Origin of the sequence: Parafrankia sp. Ea1.12 (genome assembly GCF_900465275.1) — a bacterium.
Taxonomy (GTDB): Bacteria; Actinomycetota; Actinomycetes; order Frankiales; family Frankiaceae; genus Parafrankia; species Parafrankia soli.
This window is the reverse complement of the sequence record NZ_UBIZ01000236.1, coordinates 1-21,567: the sequence shown is the minus strand read 5'-3', so window position 1 is coordinate 21,567 and position 21,567 is coordinate 1. Positions and strand designations below refer to the sequence as shown.

Here is a 21,567-nt window from a genome sequence, read left to right as displayed (position 1 = left end):
TCCCCGGGGACGTTCGCGGTCGCCGGACCCTGGAATCGGTCCGTTCCTCGGCCGGGCGGACCGGCGGCTGGACGAGATCCGTACACTGCGGACCGGGAGTGTGTCGTCACCCGGGCCGGCTGTCCGTCCGGGCCGGGTCGCCGGGCGACGCGTTCGGTGACAACGATGTTGCCTCGCTGTGACATTTTCTGTCATCGACGCCTTTTACCTGAACTTCGTTGATCGTCCAGGAAATCTGCCGTCATCTTGCTGTGACCTGGCGGACATTAGCGATCACGGCGGATCCGGCGCGCTCATGGCACACTCGGTAGAGGCGTGGAGCTGGCGACCAGCCCGTCATCTCGTCGCGCCGCCCTCCGGACAGCGTCGTCCGCTCCCATCGGCCCTTGAAGATGGACAGGACACCGCCGGATGCCGACTGCGCAAGGTCTCTACGACCCCACCTTCGAACACGACGCCTGCGGCGTCGGCTTCGTCGTCGATGTGCACGGCCGGCGCAGTCATGAGCTGGTCGATCAGGGTCTGACCGTGCTGCGCAATCTCGATCACCGGGGTGCGTCGGGCAGCGATCCTGACACCGGTGACGGCGCGGGCATCCTCGTCCAGGTCCCGGACGTCTTCTTCCGTGACGTCGTCGAGTTCGCGCTGCCCGCGCCCGGTCGGTACGCGGTGGGCACCGTGTTCCTGCCGCAGGTCGCCGGCGAGCGCGACGACGCCGTCCGGACCATCAGCCGGATCGTCCGCCAGGAGGGCCTGCGTGTCCTGGGGTGGCGGGAGGTGCCGACCGTCAGCCACATCGTCGGCCACGCCGCCCGTGAGGTCGAGCCGTGGATGCGGCAGGTCTTCCTCGCGCTGCCCGGCACGCCGACGCGGCCGCGCGTCGCGCCCGTCACGGCCGACGGCGCCGAGATCGCCGGCGCTGCCGGGGCCGCTGACGGCGTAGGCACGGCGGTCCTCACCACCGATCCGTCCGCGCCCTCGACCGCGACCGGGCCCGACGGCTTCGACGCCATGGAGCTTGAGCGCCGCGCGTTCTGCGTGCGCAAGCGGGTGCGCCGGGAGACCGGCGTGTACATGCCCTCGCTGTCGTCGCGGACCATCGTCTACAAGGGCATGCTGACCACCCATCAGCTTTCCGCCTACTTCCCGGACCTCGACGACCCGCGGTTCGCCAGCGCCATCGCGCTGGTCCACAGCCGGTTCTCGACGAACACGTTCCCGAGCTGGCCGCTGGCCCACCCGTACCGGCTGATCGCCCACAACGGCGAGATCAACACGGTGCGCGGCAACCGCAACTGGATGCGGGCGCGGGAGGCGCTGCTCGCCAGCGACCTCATCCCCGGCGACCTGTCCCGGCTGTTCCCGATCTGCGCGGACGGCGCCAGCGACTCGGCCAGCTTCGACGAGGTGCTGGAGCTGCTGCACCTGGGCGGCCGGTCGCTGCCGCACGCGGTGCTGATGATGATCCCCGAGGCGTGGGAGAACCACGAGGAGATGGACGCGGCCCGCCGGGCCTTCTACCGCTTCCACTCCGCGCTCATGGAGCCCTGGGACGGGCCGGCGTCCATCGCGTTCACCGACGGCACGGTCATCGGCGCGGTGCTCGACCGCAACGGCCTGCGTCCGTCCCGGTACTGGGTGACCGACGACGGCCTGGTCGTGATGGCCTCCGAGGTCGGCGTGCTCGACATCCCGCCGCACCGGGTGGTGCGCAAGGGGCGCCTGCAGCCGGGCCGGATGTTCCTCGTCGACACCGCGCAGGGCCGGATCGTCAGCGACGACGAGATCAAGTCCGAGCTGGCCTCCGCCGCCCCGTACGAGGAGTGGCTGCACGCCGGGCTGATCTCCCTCGACGACCTGCCCGAGCGCGAGCACGTCCTGTACGGGCACTCGTCCGTCATGCGCCGCCAGCAGGTGTTCGGCTACTCCCAGGAGGAGCTGCGGATCATCATCGGCCCGATGGCCCGTACCGGGGCCGAGCCGATCGGGTCGATGGGCACCGACACCCCGGTCGCGGTGCTCTCCAGCCGGCCGCGGCTGCTGTTCGACTACTTCACCCAGCTGTTCGCGCAGGTCACGAACCCGCCGCTGGACGCCATCCGGGAGGAGCTGGTCACCAGCCTCGGGCGCACGCTGGGCCCGGAGGGGAACCTGCTCGCGCCGTCCCCTGCGTCGGCGCGCATGGTGCATCTGCCGTTCCCGGTGATCAGCAACACCCAGCTGGCGCGGATCATCGGCATCAACGACGACGGTGACATGCCCGGGTTCGCCTCGGTGACCGTGCGTGGTCTCTACGACGTCGCCGGCGGCGGGGTGGCGCTGGCCGCGCGGCTGGCGGAGATCTGTTCCGGCGTCAGCGAGGCGATCGCCGACGGTGCCCGCATTGTGGTCCTCTCGGACCGCGACTCCGATGAGCGCAAGGCGCCGATCCCGTCGCTGCTGCTGACGGCCGCCGTCCACCACCACCTGATCCGGGAGAAGACCCGGACGAAGGTCGGCCTGATCGTCGAGTGCGGCGACGCCCGGGAGGTCCACCACATCGCCCTGCTCACCGGGTACGGCGCGGCGGCGGTCAACCCGTACCTGGCGTTCGAGTCGATCGACGACCTCCTCGCCCGCGGCGAGCTCACCGGCATCGAGCGCGAGCAGGCCGAGAAGAACCTGATCAAGGGCCTCGGCAAGGGTCTGCTCAAGGTGATGTCCAAGATGGGCATCTCGACGGTGGCGAGCTACACCGGCGCCCAGGTCTTCGAGGCGATCGGGCTCGCCCAGGAGCTCGTCGACCAGTACTTCGTCGGCACCCCGAGCCGGCTGGACGGCGTCGGCATCGACGTCATCGCAGAGGAGGTCGCGGCCCGCCACCGGCGCGCCTACCCGACCGTCCCGTCCGAGCTGGCGCACCGCACCCTCGAGGTCGGCGGCGAGTACCAGTGGCGGCGCGAGGGCGAGCTGCACCTGTTCAACCCGGAGACGGTCTTCCTGCTCCAGCACTCCACCCGCAGCCGTCAGTACGACCTGTTCCGTCAGTACACCGCGAAGGTCGACGGCCTCTCCCGGGAGAACGCGACGCTGCGCGGGCTGTTCGAGCTGCGTACCCGCGGGCGGGCGCCGATCCCGATCGACCAGGTCGAGCCGGTGTCGGAGATCGTGAAGCGGTTCGCGACCGGCGCCATGTCGTACGGCTCGATCAGCGCCGAGGCGCACGAGACGCTGGCGATCGCGATGAACCGCCTGGGTGGGAAGTCGAACACCGGTGAGGGCGGCGAGGACGCGCGCCGGTTCCTTCCCGACGAGAACGGCGACCTGCGTCGCTCGGCGGTCAAGCAGGTCGCGAGCGGCCGGTTCGGCGTGACCAGCGAGTACCTGGCGAACGCGGACGACATCCAGATCAAGATGGCGCAGGGCGCGAAGCCGGGGGAGGGCGGCCAGCTGCCCGGGCACAAGGTGTACCCGTGGATCGCGAAGACCCGGCACTCCACGCCGGGCGTGGGTCTGATCTCGCCGCCGCCGCACCACGACATCTACTCGATCGAGGATCTCGCCCAGCTCATCCACGACCTGAAGAACGCCAATCCGAAGGCCCGGGTGCACGTCAAGCTCGTCGCCGAGGTCGGCGTCGGGACGGTGGCCGCGGGAGTCTCCAAGGCGCACGCCGACGTCGTGCTCATCTCCGGCCACGACGGCGGCACCGGCGCCTCCCCGCTGACCTCGCTCAAGCATGCCGGCGCCCCCTGGGAGCTCGGGCTCGCAGAGACCCAGCAGACGCTGCTGCTCAACGGCCTGCGGGACCGGATCGTCGTCCAGGTCGACGGCCAGATGAAGACCGGGCGGGACGTCGTCGTCGGCGCGCTCCTCGGCGCCGAGGAGTTCGGTTTCGCCACGGCGCCGCTCGTCGTCGCGGGTTGCGTGATGATGCGCGTCTGCCACCTCGACACCTGCCCCGTCGGCGTGGCGACCCAGAACCCGGAGCTGCGCGCGCGTTTCACCGGCCGGCCGGAGTTCGTCGAGGCGTTCTTCACCTTCATCGCAGAGGAGGTCCGGGAGCACCTGGCCGCCCTCGGGCTGCGCAGCATCGCCGAGGCGGTGGGGCGGGTCGACCTGCTCGACGCCCGCGCCGCCATCGACCACTGGAAGGCCTCCGGGCTCGACATCACCCCGCTGCTGCACACCCCGGAGCGGCCGTTCGGCGGCTCGCTGCACTGCACCGCCAGCCAGGACCACGGGCTCGACAAGGCCCTGGACAACTCCCTGATCCAGCTCTGCGAGGGCGCGATCGAGGATGGCCGTCCGGTCTGGCTGGAGATGCCGATCCGCAACGTCAACCGGACGGTCGGGACCATGCTCGGCTACGAGGTGACGAAGCGGTACGGGGCCGCCGGCCTGCCCGACGACACGATCTCGCTGCGGTTCACCGGCTCCGCGGGGCAGAGCTTCGGGGCGTTCGTGCCGCGCGGGATGACCCTCACCCTCGAGGGCGACGTCAACGACTACACCGGCAAGGGGCTGTCCGGCGGGCGGATCATCGTCTTCCCGCCGAAGGAGTCGCCGCTGCGCGCCGAGGAGAACACCGTCGCGGGCAACGTGCTGCTCTACGGCGCGACCGCCGGCGAGGCGTTCTTCCGCGGCATCGTCGGCGAGCGGTTCTGCGTGCGCAACTCCGGAGCCACCGCGGTCGTCGAGGGGGTCGGCGACCACGGCTGCGAGTACATGACCGGCGGTACGGTGGTGGTTCTCGGGCCGATCGGGCGCAACTTCGCGGCCGGCATGAGCGGCGGCGTGGCCTACCTGTACAAGCCGGTCATCCAGCGCATCAACACCGAGATGGTGGACGTCGATCCGCTCGACGACGACGACCGGTCCGCGCTGCGTGGCATCGTCGAGAAGCACTACCGGGAAACCGGTTCGGCCATCGCGTCCCGGTTGATCGCCAACTGGGCCGGCGCCCAGGAGGACTTCGTCAAGGTCATGCCGAAGGACTACAAGCGGGTACTGGCGGCGATGCGGAGCGCCGAGGAGCAGGGCCTGTCGGTGGAGGATGCGATCATGGCCGCCGCGCGCGTCTGACCGGCGCGGCAGCCCACCTCGCGGCGATCCTTCGCGCGAGCGCGGTTTTCGGAGGACGATTCTCCGCACCGCTGCAGATCGACCGCCAGACCGTACGACGCGCCAGACCGAATGACACGCCAGACCGAATGACGCGCCAGCCCGACCGGACGTCGACCGAGCGGGCGTCGACTGACCCAACGACCGACCGAACGAACGTCGACCGACATCACGGCCGGGAACGCGATGCCGGCGTCCCCGAACCATCAGCGGGGCACGCGGGGCGGACACGTCACAGCGGCCTCATGGAACCGACAGGAGCGGCATGGCTGACCCGACCGGCTTTCTCAAGCACCGCCGGGAGCTGCCCACGCGCCGACCGGTGGACGTGCGCATCACCGACTGGCGCGAGGTGTACGAGTCGTTCCCGGAGCCGGCGCTGCGTGACCAGGCGGGCCGGTGCATGGACTGCGGCATCCCGTTCTGCCACGAGGGCTGCCCGCTCGGGAACATCATTCCCGAGTGGAACGACCTCGCCCGCCGCTCGGACTGGTCCGAGGCGATCGAACGGCTGCACGCGACGAACAACTTCCCGGAGTTCACCGGGCGGCTGTGCCCCGCGCCGTGCGAGGCGGCCTGCGTGCTGGGCATCGGGGACGACCCGGTGACCATCAAGCAGATCGAGGTCACCATCATCGACCGTGCCATCTCGGACGGGTCGGTCGTGCCGGTGCCGCCGTCGGTGCGCACGGGCCGCCGCGTCGCGGTCGTCGGCTCGGGCCCGGCCGGCCTCGCCGCCGCCCAGCAGCTCACCCGGGCCGGCCACGAGGTGGTCGTCTACGAGCGGGCCGACCGCGCCGGCGGCCTGCTCCGCTACGGCATCCCCGAGTTCAAGATGGAGAAGCGGGTCCTCGACAACCGTCTGGCCCAGATGGAGGCCGAGGGGACGTCGTTCGTCACCTCGTGCAACGTGGGCGTCGACATCACCGCCGACGAGCTGCGCTCGTCCTACGACGCGGTCGTCCTGGCCGGCGGGTCGACGGTGGGGCGTGACCTTCCCGTCCCCGGGCGGGAGCTGCGGGGCATCCACCTGGCCATGGAGTTCCTGGTCCCGGCGAACCGGGTGCAGCAGGGGGACCTGGCCGAGACGACGATCTCCGCTGCCGGCAAGCGGGTCGTGATCATCGGCGGTGGCGACACCGGGGCGGACTGCCTGGGCACCTCGCACCGGCAGGGCGCCCTGTCCGTCCACCAGCTCGAGATCATGCCGCGGCCGCCCGCCTCCCGGCCGCCGGCGAACCCGTGGCCGTCCTTCCCGATCGTCTACCGGGTGTCCAGTGCGCACGAGGAGGGCGGCGAGCGGGTCTTCGCCGTCTCCACCGAGCGCTTCGTCGGCGATGACGAGGGCAACGTGCGGGCCCTGCTCATGCACGAGGTCCAGATGGTCGACGGGCGCTTCCAGAAGATCGAGGGCAGCGAGACCGAGCTGCCGTGCGACCTGGTGCTGCTGGCGATGGGCTTCGTCGGCCCGGAGCGCCCCGGCCTGCTCGAGCAGCTCGGCGTCGAGCTGGACGCCCGCGGCAACGTCGCCCGCGATCTTGGTTGGTCGACGTCGGTGCCCGGCGTGTTCGTGGCCGGTGACATGGGCCGTGGCCAGTCCCTGATCGTCTGGGCCATCGCGGAGGGGCGCTCGGCGGCCGCCGCCGTCGACCGGCACCTGATGGGGACGACCGACCTGCCGGCTCCGATCCTGCCGACCCGCCGGCCCTGACCCCGAGCCCCGGCCGGGCGAACGCCCGGCCGGGGCTCGATCGTCGTCGGCCCGGTCCGGGTGGGGTCATTGGACCCGTCCACCCGGCTCCACCCGTCCGTGGGTCCCTGGTTGCGGATCGGGACGGATTTCACCTGTTGGGGAGGTCGACCGTTGGGTGAAATCGCTCGCGTCGCGTCCGGTCTGCCCCGGTTCACCGTCGCGGCGGCTCTACTGGAAGCCAACCAGCCGGTACCGTGCAGGCCATGAGGCTCGTGCTGCTCGGCCCGCCCGGCGCCGGCAAGGGGACCCAGGCCGCGCGGATCAGCGCGCGCCACGGCGTGCCGGCGATCTCGACCGGTCAGCTCTTCGACCAGCAGATCTCCGCCGGGTCGCCGCTGGGCCGGCGGGCCGAGCACTATGTCCGGGCCGGTGAGCTCGTCCCGGACGAGATCGTCCTGGACATGGTCGCCGAGCGCCTCGCCACCGGCATCGACTGCGGGGTGGGGTTCCTGCTCGACGGCTTCCCCCGGACGCTGCCGCAGGCCGAGGCGCTCGACCGCATGCTGACCGCCACCTGCGGGCCACTCCACCTGGTCCTCGACCTCGACGTCGACGAGACCGAGGTACTCGCCCGGATCGGCCGGCGCTCGCTGTCCGAGGGCCGCCTCGACGACAACCAGGAGACGGCGCGGCGGCGGCTGAAGGTGTTCGCCGAGGAGACGGCCCCGCTGCGCAGCCACTATGCCGAGCAGGGTCTCCTGCGCACCGTGGACGGCACCGGCACGCCGGACGAGGTCGCCGCCCGTATCGAGGAGATCCTCGCGGCGGCGGCCCATCCCGAGTTGCGGGCGGCCCGTCCCTGACGTGACCTTCGGGTGTCCGGGCGGGTCGAGAGATCCCGTGGCGGGATAAATTGGACCTGTCAGTGACGGCATGCGGTGACAGGTCGGGGATGGCCGGATGGGTTCTGGGATGCCGGCGCGTTCTGGGATCCGGGCGCGCGCTCGCCGGTGGGTGGCCATGTCCGGCTCGGGAGCTGCGGGTCCTGCGGGTTCCGCCCCGGATGTAAGGCACGGCCTGCCCGCCCCCAGGGACGGCGGTCCCTCCTCCACGGCTGGCCCGGCCGGCGCGACCGGAGCGGAGTCCGCGGCCGCGCCGGATTCGGCGAGCCCCGCCGGCTTCGCTGGTGCTGGTGGCTCCGGTCGCTCCAGGCGCGGGTGGCGTTCCGGCCGCCTCCCGGATGCCGGGCGGTCCCGGGCCTCGGGCGGGCGGGTCGTGCGGGACAGCCCCCGGCGTCGGGCGGGCCAGTGGGGGCTGGCCGTGTTGCTGGCGCTCCTCTGGCTGCCCTTCGTCGTGCTCGCCACCTCGCGCACGACCGTTCTGAGTGCGGACTTCTACTCCCAGGCGCTCACCGAGGCGAACGCCTACGACCGCCTCTACACCGAGGTGCTGCCCGACCCCGCCGTCGAATCCCTGCTCTCCGGCCTGCCCGTCGACCCCACCCTGGTCACCGCGAACCTGCGCACGGTGCTGCCTCCGTCGACGGTGGAGGCGATGACCGACGAGCAGATCGGGCGCATCGTCGACTACCTGCGCGCGCGCCAGGACGACATCGAGTTCAGCGTCGACCTGACCCCGATCTTCGGCAACATCTCCGGCCTGGCCAACCGCTACATCGCGGGCGAGATCGGCACCGGCACGAGCTACCAGGTCGAGTCGGTCACCCAGTTCACCCGCTCCGTCCTCGACGCGCTCGACGACATCGTCGCCGGTCGACCGCCCACCGCGCTGCCCACCATGGAGCTCTCGGCGCAGGACACCGACCGGGTGGTGGAGGCGGTGCTCGGCCGGCTGAAGCCGGCGGACCGCGACGCGGTGGCCGCCCCCCTGCGCGCGGACCTGCGCTCCGGTGACGTGGCCGGAGCGCTGGCCCGGGTCGGTCCGCTGCTGTTCGAGGGCGACGAGCGGGCGGTCGGCGAGATGCGCGCCCACCTCACCGACGGCGCCGTACTCAACCTGGGCGTCCGCCTCTCCGACCTGCGCGACGAGCCCGCGATCAGCGCCGTGTCCAAGCTGCACGACGTCTCGGCGGCGCTCGACGGGCTCAGCCTGGCGCTGCTGGGCCTCGCCGGGCTGATCTGCGTGGCGATCGTCGCACTGGCAGTCGCCCGCGGCCGGTCCCGGATGCGGGCGCTGGCGGGGGCGGTCGTCGTCGCCGGGGTCGCGGCGGGCGTCCTGGGCGTGGTGCTGCGGATGCTGCTGCCGAACCCGCTGCTCGCCCTGGAGAAGCCCGGTGGGCCGCTGCCGCCCGGCGCCGGCGCGGTGCTCGCCGACTTCTCCCGGCACGCGTACGGCGACATCGAGTCCGACTACCTGCGCATCGTCGCCTGGACGCTCGCGGTGGGGCTGACGATCCTCGGCGGCGCGCTGCTCGTGGCACTCTCCGCGCGCTGGGGCCGGGCCGGCCGGCGCCGCCGCCTCGCCGCCGGCTTCACCGTGGCCGCCCCGATGATGATCGCGCTGACCTGGGTCGCCTTCCCCGGTGCCGCGGCGAACGCGCGGGAGCTGTGTAACAGCCAGATCCGCCTGTGTGACAGCCGGTACGACGAGGTGACCTACCTGGCCACCCACAACGCGATGGCGACCAGCGAGGACCGCTTCCTCGGCCCGACCCAGGACCCGTCGCTGGTGCACCAGCTCGACCTCGGGGTGCGCGCCCTGCTGCTCGACGTCCACCACTGGACGACGCCCGAGCAGGTGGACGCCGTCCTCGAGACGTTGCCGCCCTCGACCCGCACGGCCATCGAGCCGCTGACCCGCAACGCCCGGTCGGCCCGGCCGGGGCTGTGGCTGTGCCACAACCTGTGCCAGCTCGGGGCGCTCGACCTGACCGCGGAACTCGGCCAGGTCCGGGACTGGATGGACCGAAACCCCACCGAGGTGGTGACGTTGATCATTCAGGATCAGGTGCCCGCGCCGGAGATCGCCGGCGCCGTCGCGCAGGCCGGCCTGTCCCGCATCGTCGCCACCCCGCCGGCCGATGAGGACGGCGAGTGGCCCACGTTGCGGGAGATGGTCGAGTCCGGCCGGCGCCTCGTCGTCTTCGCCGAGAGCCAGGACATGCCCGGGACATTCCTGCGTAGTTTCTACCGCTACGCGTCGGACACCCCGTTCTCGGTGGACTCCCCGGAGAAACTGACCGGCTGCGCCCGCCTGCGGGGAGCCGCGGGATCGCCGCTGCTCCTGCTCAACAACTGGGTGACGGACGCGGCACCCAGCCGGCAGGCCGCCGTGGTCGCGAACCGTGCCGACCGGATCCTCGCGCGGTCCAGGCAGTGCGAGACCGAACAGGGCCGGCGCCCCACCTTCGTCGCGGTCGATTTCGTCAACATCGGTGACGCCGCCGTCGCGGTCGACCGGTTGAACGCCGTCAACTGACCGCTTTGCGGCTAATGTCGGAGGCTATCTGGCTGATTCATAATTCTGAATGACAGGTTGCGCATTGTCGGTGCGGAGATGAGACGTCCCCGCCGGGGGATGTTTACTGCGCGCAAGGCAATATACGGCTATGGGTGGTATGGATCCTCGGTGCAGATCTCGCCGTTTCGAACACGCCAGATCAGCGACCGGCACACTGGTGATGTCCGCCGTGCTGGTGGGAGTACCCGCCGGTCCCGGCCTCGGTGGCCACGGCCTGGCGGCGGCCTGGGCGACGACCGGCGCGGCCGCACCGGCACCCCCGTCAACCGGCCCACCCGCCCTGCCCGGTTCACCTGTCCTGCCCGGTTCACCTGTCCTGCCCGCACCGCCGGCTCCGCCGGAGCCGGTTCTCGCGGCCGGGACGGACCTTCCGGGCCTGCTCGGCCCGGGTGACCAGGGGGCGCCCGTGCTCGCTCTCCAGCGGCGGCTGGTCGAGCTGGGCTACTGGCTCGGCGAGCCCAACGGGATCTACGGAGTCCTGACGGTGCAGGCCGTCCTCGCCGCCCAGAAGGTCGCCGGACTGGAGCGGGACGGCCTGGTGGGCCCGGCCACCTGGGCGTCGCTCCGGCAGGGCCCCCGACCGCTGGCCGTCACCGGTTCGGGCCTGGCGCTGGAGGTCGATGTCACGCGCCAGCTGCTGCTCGTCGTCCAGGACGGATCGGTCCGCCAGATCCTCAACACCTCGACCGGGACGGAGCGCTGGTACGAGGTGCGCGGCCAGCGCCTCCTCGCCGACACCCCGCGGGGTACCTGGCATGTGTACCGGCAGGTCGACGGCGTGGACCCGGGCCCGCTCGGCGGCCTGTACCGGCCGAAGTACTTCCACACCGACGGGATCGCGGTGCACGGCTACGTGTCCGTGCCGGGCCGCGCGGCGTCCCACGGCTGCGTTCGGGTCACCAACGAGGCGATGGACTGGCTGTGGGCGGCGGGTATCGGTGCGATCGGGACGACGGTGCTGGTCCGCTGACGGCCCCGGCCGGGTGCCCCCGCCGGGGCCGAACGCGGCCGAATCGTGCGGACGGGTCGGGTGGGGAGCGTCGTCCGCGGTCCGCGCGTTCACTCGTGGGAGTCTTGTCTGGTTCAGGCCCGGTCCCGGGCCTGGACCGACCCGGCACGCCCGACTCCGGTCGGGTGCGTACGGCCCCGCGACCTTCGTGAGCGAAAGACGCCGGGATCCTTGTGACACCGGACACGCCACCGGCAAAGGAGCACAGGTGCCGATCTGGAACCAGCTACGACAGTCCGCGCAGAGCATGCAGGGACAGCTCAACGCGAAGAAGAACGATCTCAAGAGCGGCGCGTTCCGCGACGCGAGCATGGCGATGTGCGCGCTCGTGGCCGCGTCGGACGGCAGCGTCGACCCCGCCGAGCGGCAGCGGGTCGCGTCGCTGATCGTCGGCAACGACGTGCTGTCGAACTTCGCGGCCGACGACCTCCAACGGCGGTTCAACGACTACCTGGGCAAGCTGCAGGCCGACTTCGACTTCGGCAAGGTCTCGATCCTCCAGGAGATCGGGAAGGTCAAGAAGAAGCCGACCGAGGCCCGCGCCGTGATCCAGATCGGCATCGTCATCGGCGGCGCCGACGGCAACTTCGACAAGACCGAGCAGGCGATCGTCCGCGAGGCGTGCTTCGCGGTGGGGATCAACCCGGAGGAGTTCGACCTCTGACCGTCGCGGGCCCGCGGTCGCTGGTCGGGGGAGCCAGGAGTCGATAGCCGGTCGCCGGGAACGCGGTGATCGGTGACTGCCCGGGCCGGCTTCCTCGGCCATGTTCGGCCACCGTGACCTGGGCCGCAATTCCTGGCAGCGGCCACCCGTCCGGACGAACGTGATTTTGTCGTTTCCAGCCCGGCGCGCCCGGTGGCGTTCCGGCGGACCAGCGGCTCGTCACGACCAGACGGAGGACAGGTGGGACCAGCCGACGCTGTTCTCGTCGCCGGGGCCGGCCTGCTCGCGGGGGCCGTGAACGCCGTGGCGGGCGGCGGCACCCTGATCGCGTTCCCGGCGCTGCTCGCCACCGGCCTGCCCGCCCTCACCGCCAACATCACCTCCTCGGTCGGGCTCGTCACCGGGTACGCGGGCGGGGCCCTGGGCTACCGGCGAGAACTGGCCGGACAGACGTCCAGGTTGAAGGCGCTCGGCCCACCGGCGATGCTCGGCGGCCTGGTCGGCGCGGTCGTCCTGCTGCTGACCCCGTCGGACGGCTTCCGGTCCGCCGTGCCGTTCCTGGTGATCGTGGCCTGCCTCCTCCTGGCCGCGCAGTCGAGGCTGGCCGCGCTCGTCGCCCGCCGCCGGGCAGCCGCGCTGGGGACCACCCGGCCCGCGGCGGGCGAAACCTCGCCGGTGGGCGTGGCGGGCAGCTCCCTGGCGGGTGGCGCGGAACCTGCGCGGCCGAGAGCCCGGCGCGAGCTGGCCACCTCCGGCCCGCCACTCGGCCCGCCACTCGGCGTGCCGGAGGACCAGCGGGCGCTCGGTGGGCTGGTCGGTGTCGAACCCTCCGTCGGAGCCGTCACCTGGCCGACCCGGATCGGGGTGTTCATCGCGGGGGCGTACGGCTCCTACTTCGGGGCCGGGCTCGGTGTGGTTCTGCTCGGTGTTCTCGGAATTCTGCTGGTCGACGAGCTCCAGCGGACGAACGCCCTCAAGACCCTGCTCTCGTTCGGTGTGAACGCGATCGGCGTCGTGGTCTTCCTCGTCACCGCTCAGGTGTCCTGGGCCTACGCCGGAATCCTTGTCGTGACGTCGGCGGCCGGTGGGGTCCTCGGCGCGCGGGTCGCCCGACGGCTTCCCGCGTCAGCCCTGCGCGCTGCTGTGATCGTGCTCGGTCTGGTGGTGGCTGTGGTCCTGTTGATCCGCGGCTGACGGGGTCGTGCCCGGTGGCTGGTGACGCTGATCGAAATCGCGTCCGGTGGCGGGTAATCGCCGATCGAGGTCGCGCCGGGTAGCCGGTAGCCCCGTGAACCAGGCGTGTTCTGAGTATCGCTCGGAGGCGTGTGGTAGTCGCCACGACTGCTCGCCATTTATCGGCTTTCTTGCCCTTTCGGGGCGAAATCAGCCAGGATTCAGCCCCGAAGGGGTGAGGCGGTTACCGAAGGGCGAGGAAGTTCCCCTCCGGAAAACTCGGAAGGCTCACGAATTAGAATTTTCTACCCGCTGGACGGCATCGGTACTTCGGGCGAAAGTGCCCGTGTGTCGAAAGGTGCGTCAGGTGCATGGAGCCATGAGGGCCTGGGAAGCGCTGTGCGCCTCGCTCGCCGCCAGCACGGGTTGATCACCACCCGACAGGCCCTCGGCGTGGGCCTCACGCCAGATCTCCTGAGACACCTGGTGCGCTCGGGGATCTGGCTGCGCGCCCGGCAGGGCATCTACGTCCTCCCCGGCGCCACGCTGAGCGCGGATGGCGAGGTCGGCGGTCGCCTGTCTGATCACGGGCCGCCGCCTGACTCCGTACCGAGCCGGAGCGGCTACCCCCGGGGCGGCTACCCCCGGGGCGGCTACCCCCGGGGCGGCTACCGCCGGAGCGACATCCTGGCCGGCCGCCGATTTCACCGACCCGACCGCGAAGGCCCGGTTGCCGTTTCGGCTGCGTGTTCGCGCCGTGCTGCTGGCGCGTCCCGGCGCGGTGGCGTGCGGCGTGACGGCTGGGCGGCTGCTGGGCTTCGAAGGGCTTCCGCGGCTCGCCGACGACGAGCCGGTGCACCTCCGGCTGCCGGTGTACGGTTCCCGGAGGCAGATGGAGGGGACGGTCAGCCACTTCGGGTCGGTCGCGGTCGGCGATCTGGTCGAGCTCGACGGAATCCCCGTCACCGGTCCGGACCGGACCCTCGCGGACCTCGTCCTGGCCGGTTCACGAGAGGACGCGGTCGCGATGATCGACGCCGCGTTGCGCCGCCGGCTGGTGACAGGGCTGGACAGGGTGATCGCGGCCTGCGTGAAGCGCCCCGGTGCCCGCCGGGTGGCCTCCTACTGGGCGCTCGCGGACGGGCGGGCGGAGTCCGTGCTCGAGACACACCTGCGGCTCCTGCTCCACGACGCCGGTGTGCCTCCGCCGTGCATCCAGTGGCCCGTCACGGACGGTACCGGGCGGGTCCTGGCCCGGCTCGACCTCGCCTGGCCCGGCGCGATGCTCGATGTCGAGGCGGACGGCGGTGCCGTCCACGAGCTTCCATCGGCTCTTCACCGGGACCGCGAGCGGCAGAACCAGCTGCTGGACCTGGGATGGCGGGTCCGGCGGGTCACCTGGGCCGACGTGCTTCGTACACCGACGAAGGTCGTCGCCACGGTCACCGGATGGCTGGCGGCAGGCCCGTGACCGGCCCGGGAAGCTGTGACGGGAGGAACAATCCGGGCTCGTGGGGCCGTGGGCCCCTACGATCCGTCCCATGACCGTTCCACCGGTGGAGCTGGCGCTCGCCGCCGATTTTCCGGACTCGACGAGGGACGACTGGCGGCGGCTGGTCCTCGGGGTGCTGCGAAAGTCGGGGGTTGCGGGCGAGGACACCGCTCCGGGTGAGGCCGAGGAGCTGATCGCGACCTCGACCTACGAGGGCATCCGCATCCGTCCGCTCTACGACGCGGCGGACGCCGCCGGCGCGGCCGGTGCGGGCCTGCCGGGGCTGGCGCCGTTCGTCCGCGGCGGCCGGCCACAGGGCGCCAACACCGACGGCTGGGACGTCCGTGCGCTGCACGTACACCCCGACCCGAAGGCCGGCGGTCAGGTGGTGCTCGCCGACCTGGAGAACGGCGTCACCTCGCTGTGGCTGCGGCTCGGTCCGGCGGGCCTGCCTCTCGACGGGCTCGCCGAGGTCCTGCGGGATGTCTACCTCGACCTCGCTCCGGTCGTCCTGGACGCGGGCGCGCTCACCGGGGAGGCGGCCGCCGCGTTCCTGGCGCTGGCCGACGAGCGGGGTGTTCCGGCGTCCCAGCTCACCGGGGTGCTCGGCGCGGACCCGCTGGGGCTCGCGGCGCGCACCGGGGCAGCGCCGGACTTCAGCGTGGCCCGCGTGCTCGCCCCGCGCGTCGCCGCCGAGTACCCACGCCTGCGGACGCTGGTCGTCGACGCCCGGCCGTACCACGACGCCGGCGGGAGCGACGCCGAGGAGCTCGGCGCCTCGTTGGCGACAGGTGTGGCCTACCTGCGCGAGCTGACCGACGCCGGGCTGGGCGTGGCCGAGGCCCTCGGCCAGCTCGAGTTCCGCTACGCGGTGAGCGCCGACCAGTTCCTGTCGATCGCCAAGCTGCGGGCGGCGCGGCGGCTGTGGGCCCGGGTGGCGGAGGTGTGCGGTGCCGCGCCCGCGGAGCGGGTGCAGCGCCAGCACGCGGTCACCTCGTCCGCGATGATGTCCCGCCGTGACCCCTGGGTGAACATGCTCCGCACCACCGTGGCCTGCTTCGCGGCGGGGATCGGCGGCGCGGACGCGGTCACCGTGCTGCCCTTCGACATCAGGCTCGGGCTCGCCGACGACTTCGCCCGTCGGATCGCGCGGAACACGCAGACGCTGCTGCAGGAGGAGGCGAGCCTGATCCGGGTGATCGACCCGGCCGGGGGCTCCTGGTACGTCGAGTCGCTCACCGACTCCCTTGCCGAGGCGGCGTGGGCGGTCTTCACTGAGATCGAGCGTGCCGGAGGGATCTCGGCCACGCTGGCGGACGGCTCGCTGCGGGCCCGCCTCGCCGTGACCTGGGCGGCCCGTGCGGACGCGATCGCGCACCGGCGTGATCCGCTGACCGGTGTCAGCGAGTTCCCCAACCTGGGTGAGAAGCTCCCCGATCGGCCGCCCGCCCCGGCGGAGGCCGGCCCGTCCGGCGCCACGGCCGCGACCGGCACGACCGAGGCCGGTGGCGGCCACGGGCTGCCGACCGTCACCTACGACCAGGATTACGAGGCGCTGCGCGCCCGGTCGGACGCGCACGCCGCCGCCACCGGCGCCCGGCCCGCGGTCTTCCTGGCCACGATCGGCGGGGCCTCGGCGTTCACCGCCCGCGCGACCTTCGCCGCGAACCTGTTCCAGGCCGGCGGCCTGGCCACGCCCGACTCGGGCCCGGGCACGGATCCGGCCGCGATCGCGGCCGCGTTCACCGCGTCCGGCGCGAAGGTCGCCTGCCTGTGCTCGGGGGACAAGGTGTACGCCGAGTGGGCGGCCCCGGTGGCCGAGGCGCTGCACGCGGCGGGGGCCACGCGGATCTGGCTGGCCGGCAAGGCCGGCTCGCGCGCGGAGACCGACGCCGCGGCGGGCGTGAGCGGGTACGTCTTCACCGGCTGCAACGCCGTCGAGGTGCTGCGGACGACCCTCGCAGAGGCGGGAGTGGCCTGATGTCATCGATCCCCGACTTCGCCGAGATCGCGCTCGGAGCACCCAGCGGCGCGGACGCCGACGAGGCCCAGTGGCGGGTCGCGCTCGAGCAGGCCACCGGCAAGGACGCCGACGCGCTGACCTGGGACACCCCCGAGGGCATCGCGGTGAAGCCGCTGTACACCGCGGCCGACACGGCCGGCCTGGACTTCCTCGGCACCTACCCGGGCATCGCCCCCTACCTGCGCGGCCCGTACCCGGCGATGTACGTGACCCAGCCGTGGACGATCCGCCAGTACGCGGGGTTCTCCACCGCGGCCGAGTCGAACGCCTTCTACCGGCGCAACCTGGCCGCCGGCCAGAAGGGCCTCTCGGTGGCCTTCGACCTGCCGACCCACCGCGGGTACGACAGCGACCACCCGCGGGTCACCGGCGACGTGGGTATGGCCGGTGTGGCCATCGACTCGATCTACGACATGCGCCAGCTCTTCGACGGCATCCCGCTGGACCGGATGAGCGTGTCGATGACCATGAACGGCGCGGTGCTGCCGGTCCTGGCGCTGTACATCGTCGCCGCCGAGGAACAGGGGGTGGCACCGGAGCAGCTCGCCGGCACCATCCAGAACGACATCCTCAAAGAGTTCATGGTCCGCAACACCTACATCTACCCGCCGCAGCCGTCGATGCAGATCATCTCGGACATCTTCGCGTACACCTCGAAGCGGATGCCGCGATTCAACTCGATCTCCATCTCCGGCTACCACATGCAGGAGGCGGGCGCGACCGCCGACCTGGAGCTCGCCTACACGCTGGCGGACGGCGTCGAGTACATCCGGGCGGGTCTGGGCGCCGGCCTGGAGATCGACGCATTCGCCCCCCGGCTGTCGTTCTTCTGGGCGATCGGCATGAACTTCTTCATGGAAGTCGCCAAGATGCGCGCGGCGCGCCTGCTGTGGGCGCGGCTGGTGAACCAGTTCGGCCCGACCAGCGCCCGTTCGACGTCGCTGCGGACGCACTCGCAGACCTCCGGATGGTCGCTGACCGCCCAGGACGTCTTCAACAACGTCGTGCGCACCTGCGTCGAGGCGATGGCCGCCACCCAGGGGCACACCCAGTCGCTGCACACCAACGCCCTCGACGAGGCGCTGGCGCTGCCCACCGACTTCTCCGCCCGCATCGCGCGCAACACCCAGCTGCTGCTCCAGCAGGAGTCCGGTACCACCCGGGTCGTCGACCCGTGGGGCGGCAGCCACTATGTCGAGCGGCTCACCTACGACCTGGCCCGCAAGGCCTGGGCGCACATCACCGAGGTCGAGTCGACCGGCGGGATGGCGCAGGCGATCGACGCCGGCATCCCAAAGATGCGCATCGAGGAGGCGGCGGCACGCACCCAGGCCCGCATCGACGCCGGACGCCAGCCGCTCGTCGGGGTCAACAAGTACCGGGTGGACGCGGACGAGGCCATCGACGTCCTGAAGGTCGACAACTCGGCGGTCCGGGTCGGTCAGATCGAGAAGCTGCGCCGGCTGCGCGAGGAGCGTGACACCGCCGCCGTCGAGTCGGCGCTGCACGCGCTGACCGCCGCGGCCGACGCGGCCCGCGACGGCAGCCGGCCGTCCGACCTGGGGCACAACCTGCTCGCACTGGCAGTCGACGCCGCCCGCGCCAAGGCGACCGTGGGTGAGATCTCCGACGCCCTGGAGAAGGTGTACGGGAGGCACTCCGGTCAGATCCGTACGATCTCGGGTGTGTACCGGGATGAGGCCGGGCCGGCCGGCAACATCGTCGCCGCCCGCGAGGCCGCGGCGGCCTTCGAGCGGGCCGAGGGCCGGCGCCCACGGATCCTCGTCGCGAAGATGGGCCAGGACGGGCACGACCGTGGCCAGAAGGTGATCGCCACGGCCTTCGCCGACATCGGCTTCGACGTGGACGTCGGCCCGCTGTTCCAGACGCCCACCGAGGTGGCCCGCCAGGCCGTCGAGGCGGACGTCCAGATCATCGGCGTGTCCTCGCTCGCCGCCGGGCACCTCACGCTGGTCCCGGCGCTGAAGGAGGAGCTGGCGGCGCTCGAGCGCGACGACATCCTCGTCGTCGTCGGTGGGGTCATCCCGCCGCAGGACTTCGACGCCCTGCGCGCCGCCGGTGCCGCCGCGATCTTCCCGCCTGGCACGGTCATCGCGGACGCGGCGATCGAGCTGCTGGCCACGCTGTCCGACCAGCTCGGCCACACCACGGCGCCTTGACCGCACTGGCCCGCCGGCCCGTCGACGTCGCCGCGTACGTCGACGGTGTCCTCGCGTCGTCGCGGATGTGGGTCGCGCGCGCCATCACACTGGTCGAGTCGACCCGGGCCGACCACCGGGAGGCGGCCCAGCAGCTGCTGGTGACCCTGCTCCCGCACGCGGGGAAGGCCCGCAGGGTCGGGATCACCGGCGTCCCCGGGGTCGGCAAGTCGACGTTCATCGACGCGCTCGGCACGACGCTCACCGCGGCCGGGCACCAGGTGGCGGTGCTCGCGGTCGACCCGTCGTCCACCCGCACGGGCGGGAGCATCCTCGGCGACAAGACCCGGATGGAGGCCCTGTCCGCCGACCCGGCCGCGTTCATCCGGCCCTCACCGACCGCGGGGACCCTCGGCGGCGTCGCCAAGGCCACCCGCGAGGCCATGGTCATCATGGAGGCCGCCGGGTACGACGTGGTGCTTGTCGAGACGGTCGGGGTCGGCCAGTCCGAGACCACGGTCGCCGACATGGTCGACACCTTCCTGTTCCTGACCCTGGCCCGGACGGGCGACCAGCTTCAGGGCATCAAGAAGGGCGTCCTGGAGCTGGCGGACGTCATCGCGGTCAACAAGGCGGACGGGCCGCACGAGCTCGACGCGCGCCGCGCCGCGCGTGAGCTGGCCGGGGCGATCCGGCTGTTACAGGGCGGCGCGCGGGAGTGGCAGACCCCGGTGCTGACCTGCAGCGCCGCGGAACGCACCGGCCTGGACACGGTCTGGGGGCAGGTCCTCAAACACCAGGACACCCTCGACGCCTCCGGCGAGCTCGCCGCCCGCCGCCGCCGCCAGCAGGTCGACTGGATGTGGGCGATGGTGCACGATCGCCTGCTGTCCCGCCTGCACGACGACCCGCGGGTCGCGAACCTGACCGGCGGCCTGGAACGCCAGGTCGAGGACGGCGAGCTGACGCCGACGCTCGCCGCCGACGCGATCCTCAGGGCATTCGAGTCCGGTTAGCCCGAGCGGCCGCCGAGGCAGCGCCCGACCGGTCGACACGAGCGGTTCTGAGCTGCGGTGGAAGGCGTTTCCGGCATCGGCGCGGGGCTCCGCGCCGATGTCCGGTACCGGATAGGGAAAAGTCGGTCTGTACGCCTACGATGTGCCGGTCGGCCTGTTTCGTTGACAGTTAAACGACCCGTTTTGAGCTCTGACGGTGTCGGGTGGCATCGGGGCGGGTCGGGGGACCGCACGGCGTGCATCGCCTGCCGTGGCGGGCGGCGAACGAGCACACCCGGAGGACCAGTGGGTTACCAGCTTGGCATCGACGTCGGATCGGCTACCACAGTCGTCGCCGCCACGGACGGGGGCTGGCCCGCCGTGCTGACCCTGGGCGGCGCCCGAGCCGTGCCGTCCGTCCTGTACATGCCCCAGACGGGCGGTGTGCTGTTCGGGCGCTCGGCTGAGAGGCGGGCCCGCACCGATCCCGACCGGGCTGCCCGGGGGTTCCTGCGCCGGCTCGGCGAGCCCGGCCACCTGCTGGTCGGCGGCGCTGCGTACAGCCCGGACGGGCTGCTCGCCCGGCTGGTCGGCCACCTGGTCGGGCAGATCGTCGCGGCCCGGGGGGAGGAGCCCGAGCAGATCGTCGTCGCGCATCCCGCCTTCTGGCCCGCGCACCGCCGCGAGGTGTTCGCCTCCGCCGTCAGCCAGCTCTCGGACGTCTCTGCACCCGTCGCGACCTGCGCGGCCGCCGACGCGATCGGCACCCTGCTCGCCCGCCGCTCGGGGACCCGCACGGTCGACCTCGTCGGCGTCTACGACTTCGGCGCCGGGCACTTCGACGCGGCGGTGCTGTCGTTCAGCCCGTTCGGGTTCCAGCAGCTGGGCACATCGGTCGGGGTGAACCACGCCGGCGGGGCCGACTTCGACGAGCTGCTGGTCGAGCGGGTGCTGGCCGAGGCCGGCGCCGGCCGGGAGCGGCTCGACCGCTCCGATCCCGTGGTCACCGCGGCACTCGCCCGGCTGCGTGAGGAGTGCGCCCAGGCGAAGGAGTACCTCGCGGAGGAGGACGAGATCGAGGTCGCCCTCGCGCTTCCCGGCCTGCCCTCGACATCGGTGGTGCTGCGCCGCGCGGATCTTGAGACCCTCGTCGCGCCGGTCGTCGACGACACGGTCCGGGCGTTCCGGCGGACCCTCCGAACGGGTGAGGCGACCCCCGAGGATCTCTCCTCCGTGCTCCTCTACGGCGGTGCGGCGCGGATGCCGATCGTCGCCGCCCAGATGCGGGCGGCGTTCCCGAGCGTCGGCCGGTGGGAGTACGGCTCGGACGACGACATCGCGACGGGCGCGGCGCTGATCGCCGCGCGGCTGGCTGCCCAGTCCTCCCGCGAGGAGGTCACCTCGGTCATCCGGCCGCCGGACAGCAGCCCGCCGATCCTCTCCACGCCGCCGCTGAGCTCTGTCCCGCCCCTGCGCCCGGTCCCGCCGGTCGGGTCAGTGCCGCCGGTCGGGTCAGTGCCGCCCGGCGCCGTGGCGTCGACCGGCGGGCCGGCCGCCGGTGACGGCGACACGTCCAGCGGGCCGGTTCCCCCCGGCGGGGCGGTGTTCGGGGGAGCGGCCGCCGGCGTCAGCGCCTCCAGCCTGGGCTACACCTCATGGCCCGACCGGACGGGACAGCCGCCCGCCGCCGACCCCGACGCCACGGCGATCGGCCACCATGGCGACTCGGCGGACGACACCCTGATCTCCCGCGGCGGCCACGGAACACCGCCACCC

12 protein-coding genes and 1 pseudogene are annotated in these 21,567 nt (G+C 72.3%); all 13 read left to right on the top strand.

What is annotated here, in order from left to right:
- The first annotated feature begins 411 nt into the window (after nucleotides 1-411).
- Nucleotides 412-5,064, top strand: coding sequence for a glutamate synthase large subunit (gene gltB / locus FMEAI12_RS09585; RefSeq protein ID WP_112105744.1), 4,653 nt, complete (start codon nucleotides 412-414; stop codon nucleotides 5,062-5,064).
- 304 nt (nucleotides 5,065-5,368) lie between these two features.
- On the top strand, nucleotides 5,369-6,814 hold the full coding sequence (locus FMEAI12_RS09580) for a glutamate synthase subunit beta (protein WP_112105743.1): 1,446 nt from the start codon (nucleotides 5,369-5,371) through the stop codon (nucleotides 6,812-6,814).
- Between the two features lie 245 nt (nucleotides 6,815-7,059).
- Nucleotides 7,060-7,659, top strand: a complete 600-nt coding sequence (locus FMEAI12_RS09575) for an adenylate kinase (RefSeq protein WP_071065616.1) — start codon at nucleotides 7,060-7,062, stop codon at nucleotides 7,657-7,659.
- Nucleotides 7,660-8,071: 412 nt separating this feature from the next.
- The gene (locus FMEAI12_RS09570; protein ID WP_112105742.1) at nucleotides 8,072-10,234 is read left to right on the top strand and encodes a hypothetical protein; all 2,163 of its coding nucleotides are present in this window, start codon (nucleotides 8,072-8,074) and stop codon (nucleotides 10,232-10,234) included.
- A gap of 202 nt (nucleotides 10,235-10,436) precedes the next feature.
- On the top strand, nucleotides 10,437-11,246 hold the full coding sequence (locus FMEAI12_RS09565; protein ID WP_368672063.1) for a peptidoglycan-binding protein: 810 nt from the start codon (nucleotides 10,437-10,439) through the stop codon (nucleotides 11,244-11,246).
- Between the two features lie 247 nt (nucleotides 11,247-11,493).
- On the top strand, nucleotides 11,494-11,949 hold the full coding sequence (locus tag FMEAI12_RS09560) for a tellurite resistance TerB family protein (RefSeq protein WP_112105741.1): 456 nt from the start codon (nucleotides 11,494-11,496) through the stop codon (nucleotides 11,947-11,949).
- Between the two features lie 240 nt (nucleotides 11,950-12,189).
- Complete coding sequence (locus FMEAI12_RS09555; protein ID WP_112105740.1) at nucleotides 12,190-13,143, top strand: sulfite exporter TauE/SafE family protein; 954 nt, start codon at nucleotides 12,190-12,192, stop codon at nucleotides 13,141-13,143.
- Between the two features lie 327 nt (nucleotides 13,144-13,470).
- Nucleotides 13,471-13,599: pseudogene (locus FMEAI12_RS39815) on the top strand (hypothetical protein); the annotation flags it as partial.
- 253 nt (nucleotides 13,600-13,852) lie between these two features.
- Entirely contained in the window at nucleotides 13,853-14,593 is a 741-nt protein-coding gene (locus FMEAI12_RS09550) for a hypothetical protein (protein WP_235013855.1), read from the top strand.
- Between the two features lie 70 nt (nucleotides 14,594-14,663).
- Entirely contained in the window at nucleotides 14,664-16,595 is a 1,932-nt protein-coding gene (locus FMEAI12_RS09545) for a methylmalonyl-CoA mutase subunit beta (RefSeq protein WP_112105739.1), read from the top strand.
- A complete protein-coding gene (scpA, locus tag FMEAI12_RS09540; protein WP_112105738.1) occupies nucleotides 16,595-18,817 on the top strand; it encodes a methylmalonyl-CoA mutase in 2,223 nt (740 codons plus the stop codon). Before FMEAI12_RS09545 ends, scpA begins: the two co-directional genes overlap by 1 nt.
- 5 nt (nucleotides 18,818-18,822) lie before the next feature.
- Nucleotides 18,823-19,812 (top strand): methylmalonyl Co-A mutase-associated GTPase MeaB, encoded by a 990-nt coding sequence (meaB, locus tag FMEAI12_RS09535; RefSeq protein ID WP_071065654.1) that lies wholly within the window; start codon nucleotides 18,823-18,825, stop codon nucleotides 19,810-19,812.
- A 285-nt stretch (nucleotides 19,813-20,097) separates the two neighbouring features.
- The coding region (locus FMEAI12_RS09530; protein ID WP_146776661.1) for an Hsp70 family protein at nucleotides 20,098-21,567 on the top strand (1,470 nt) is incomplete at its 3' end.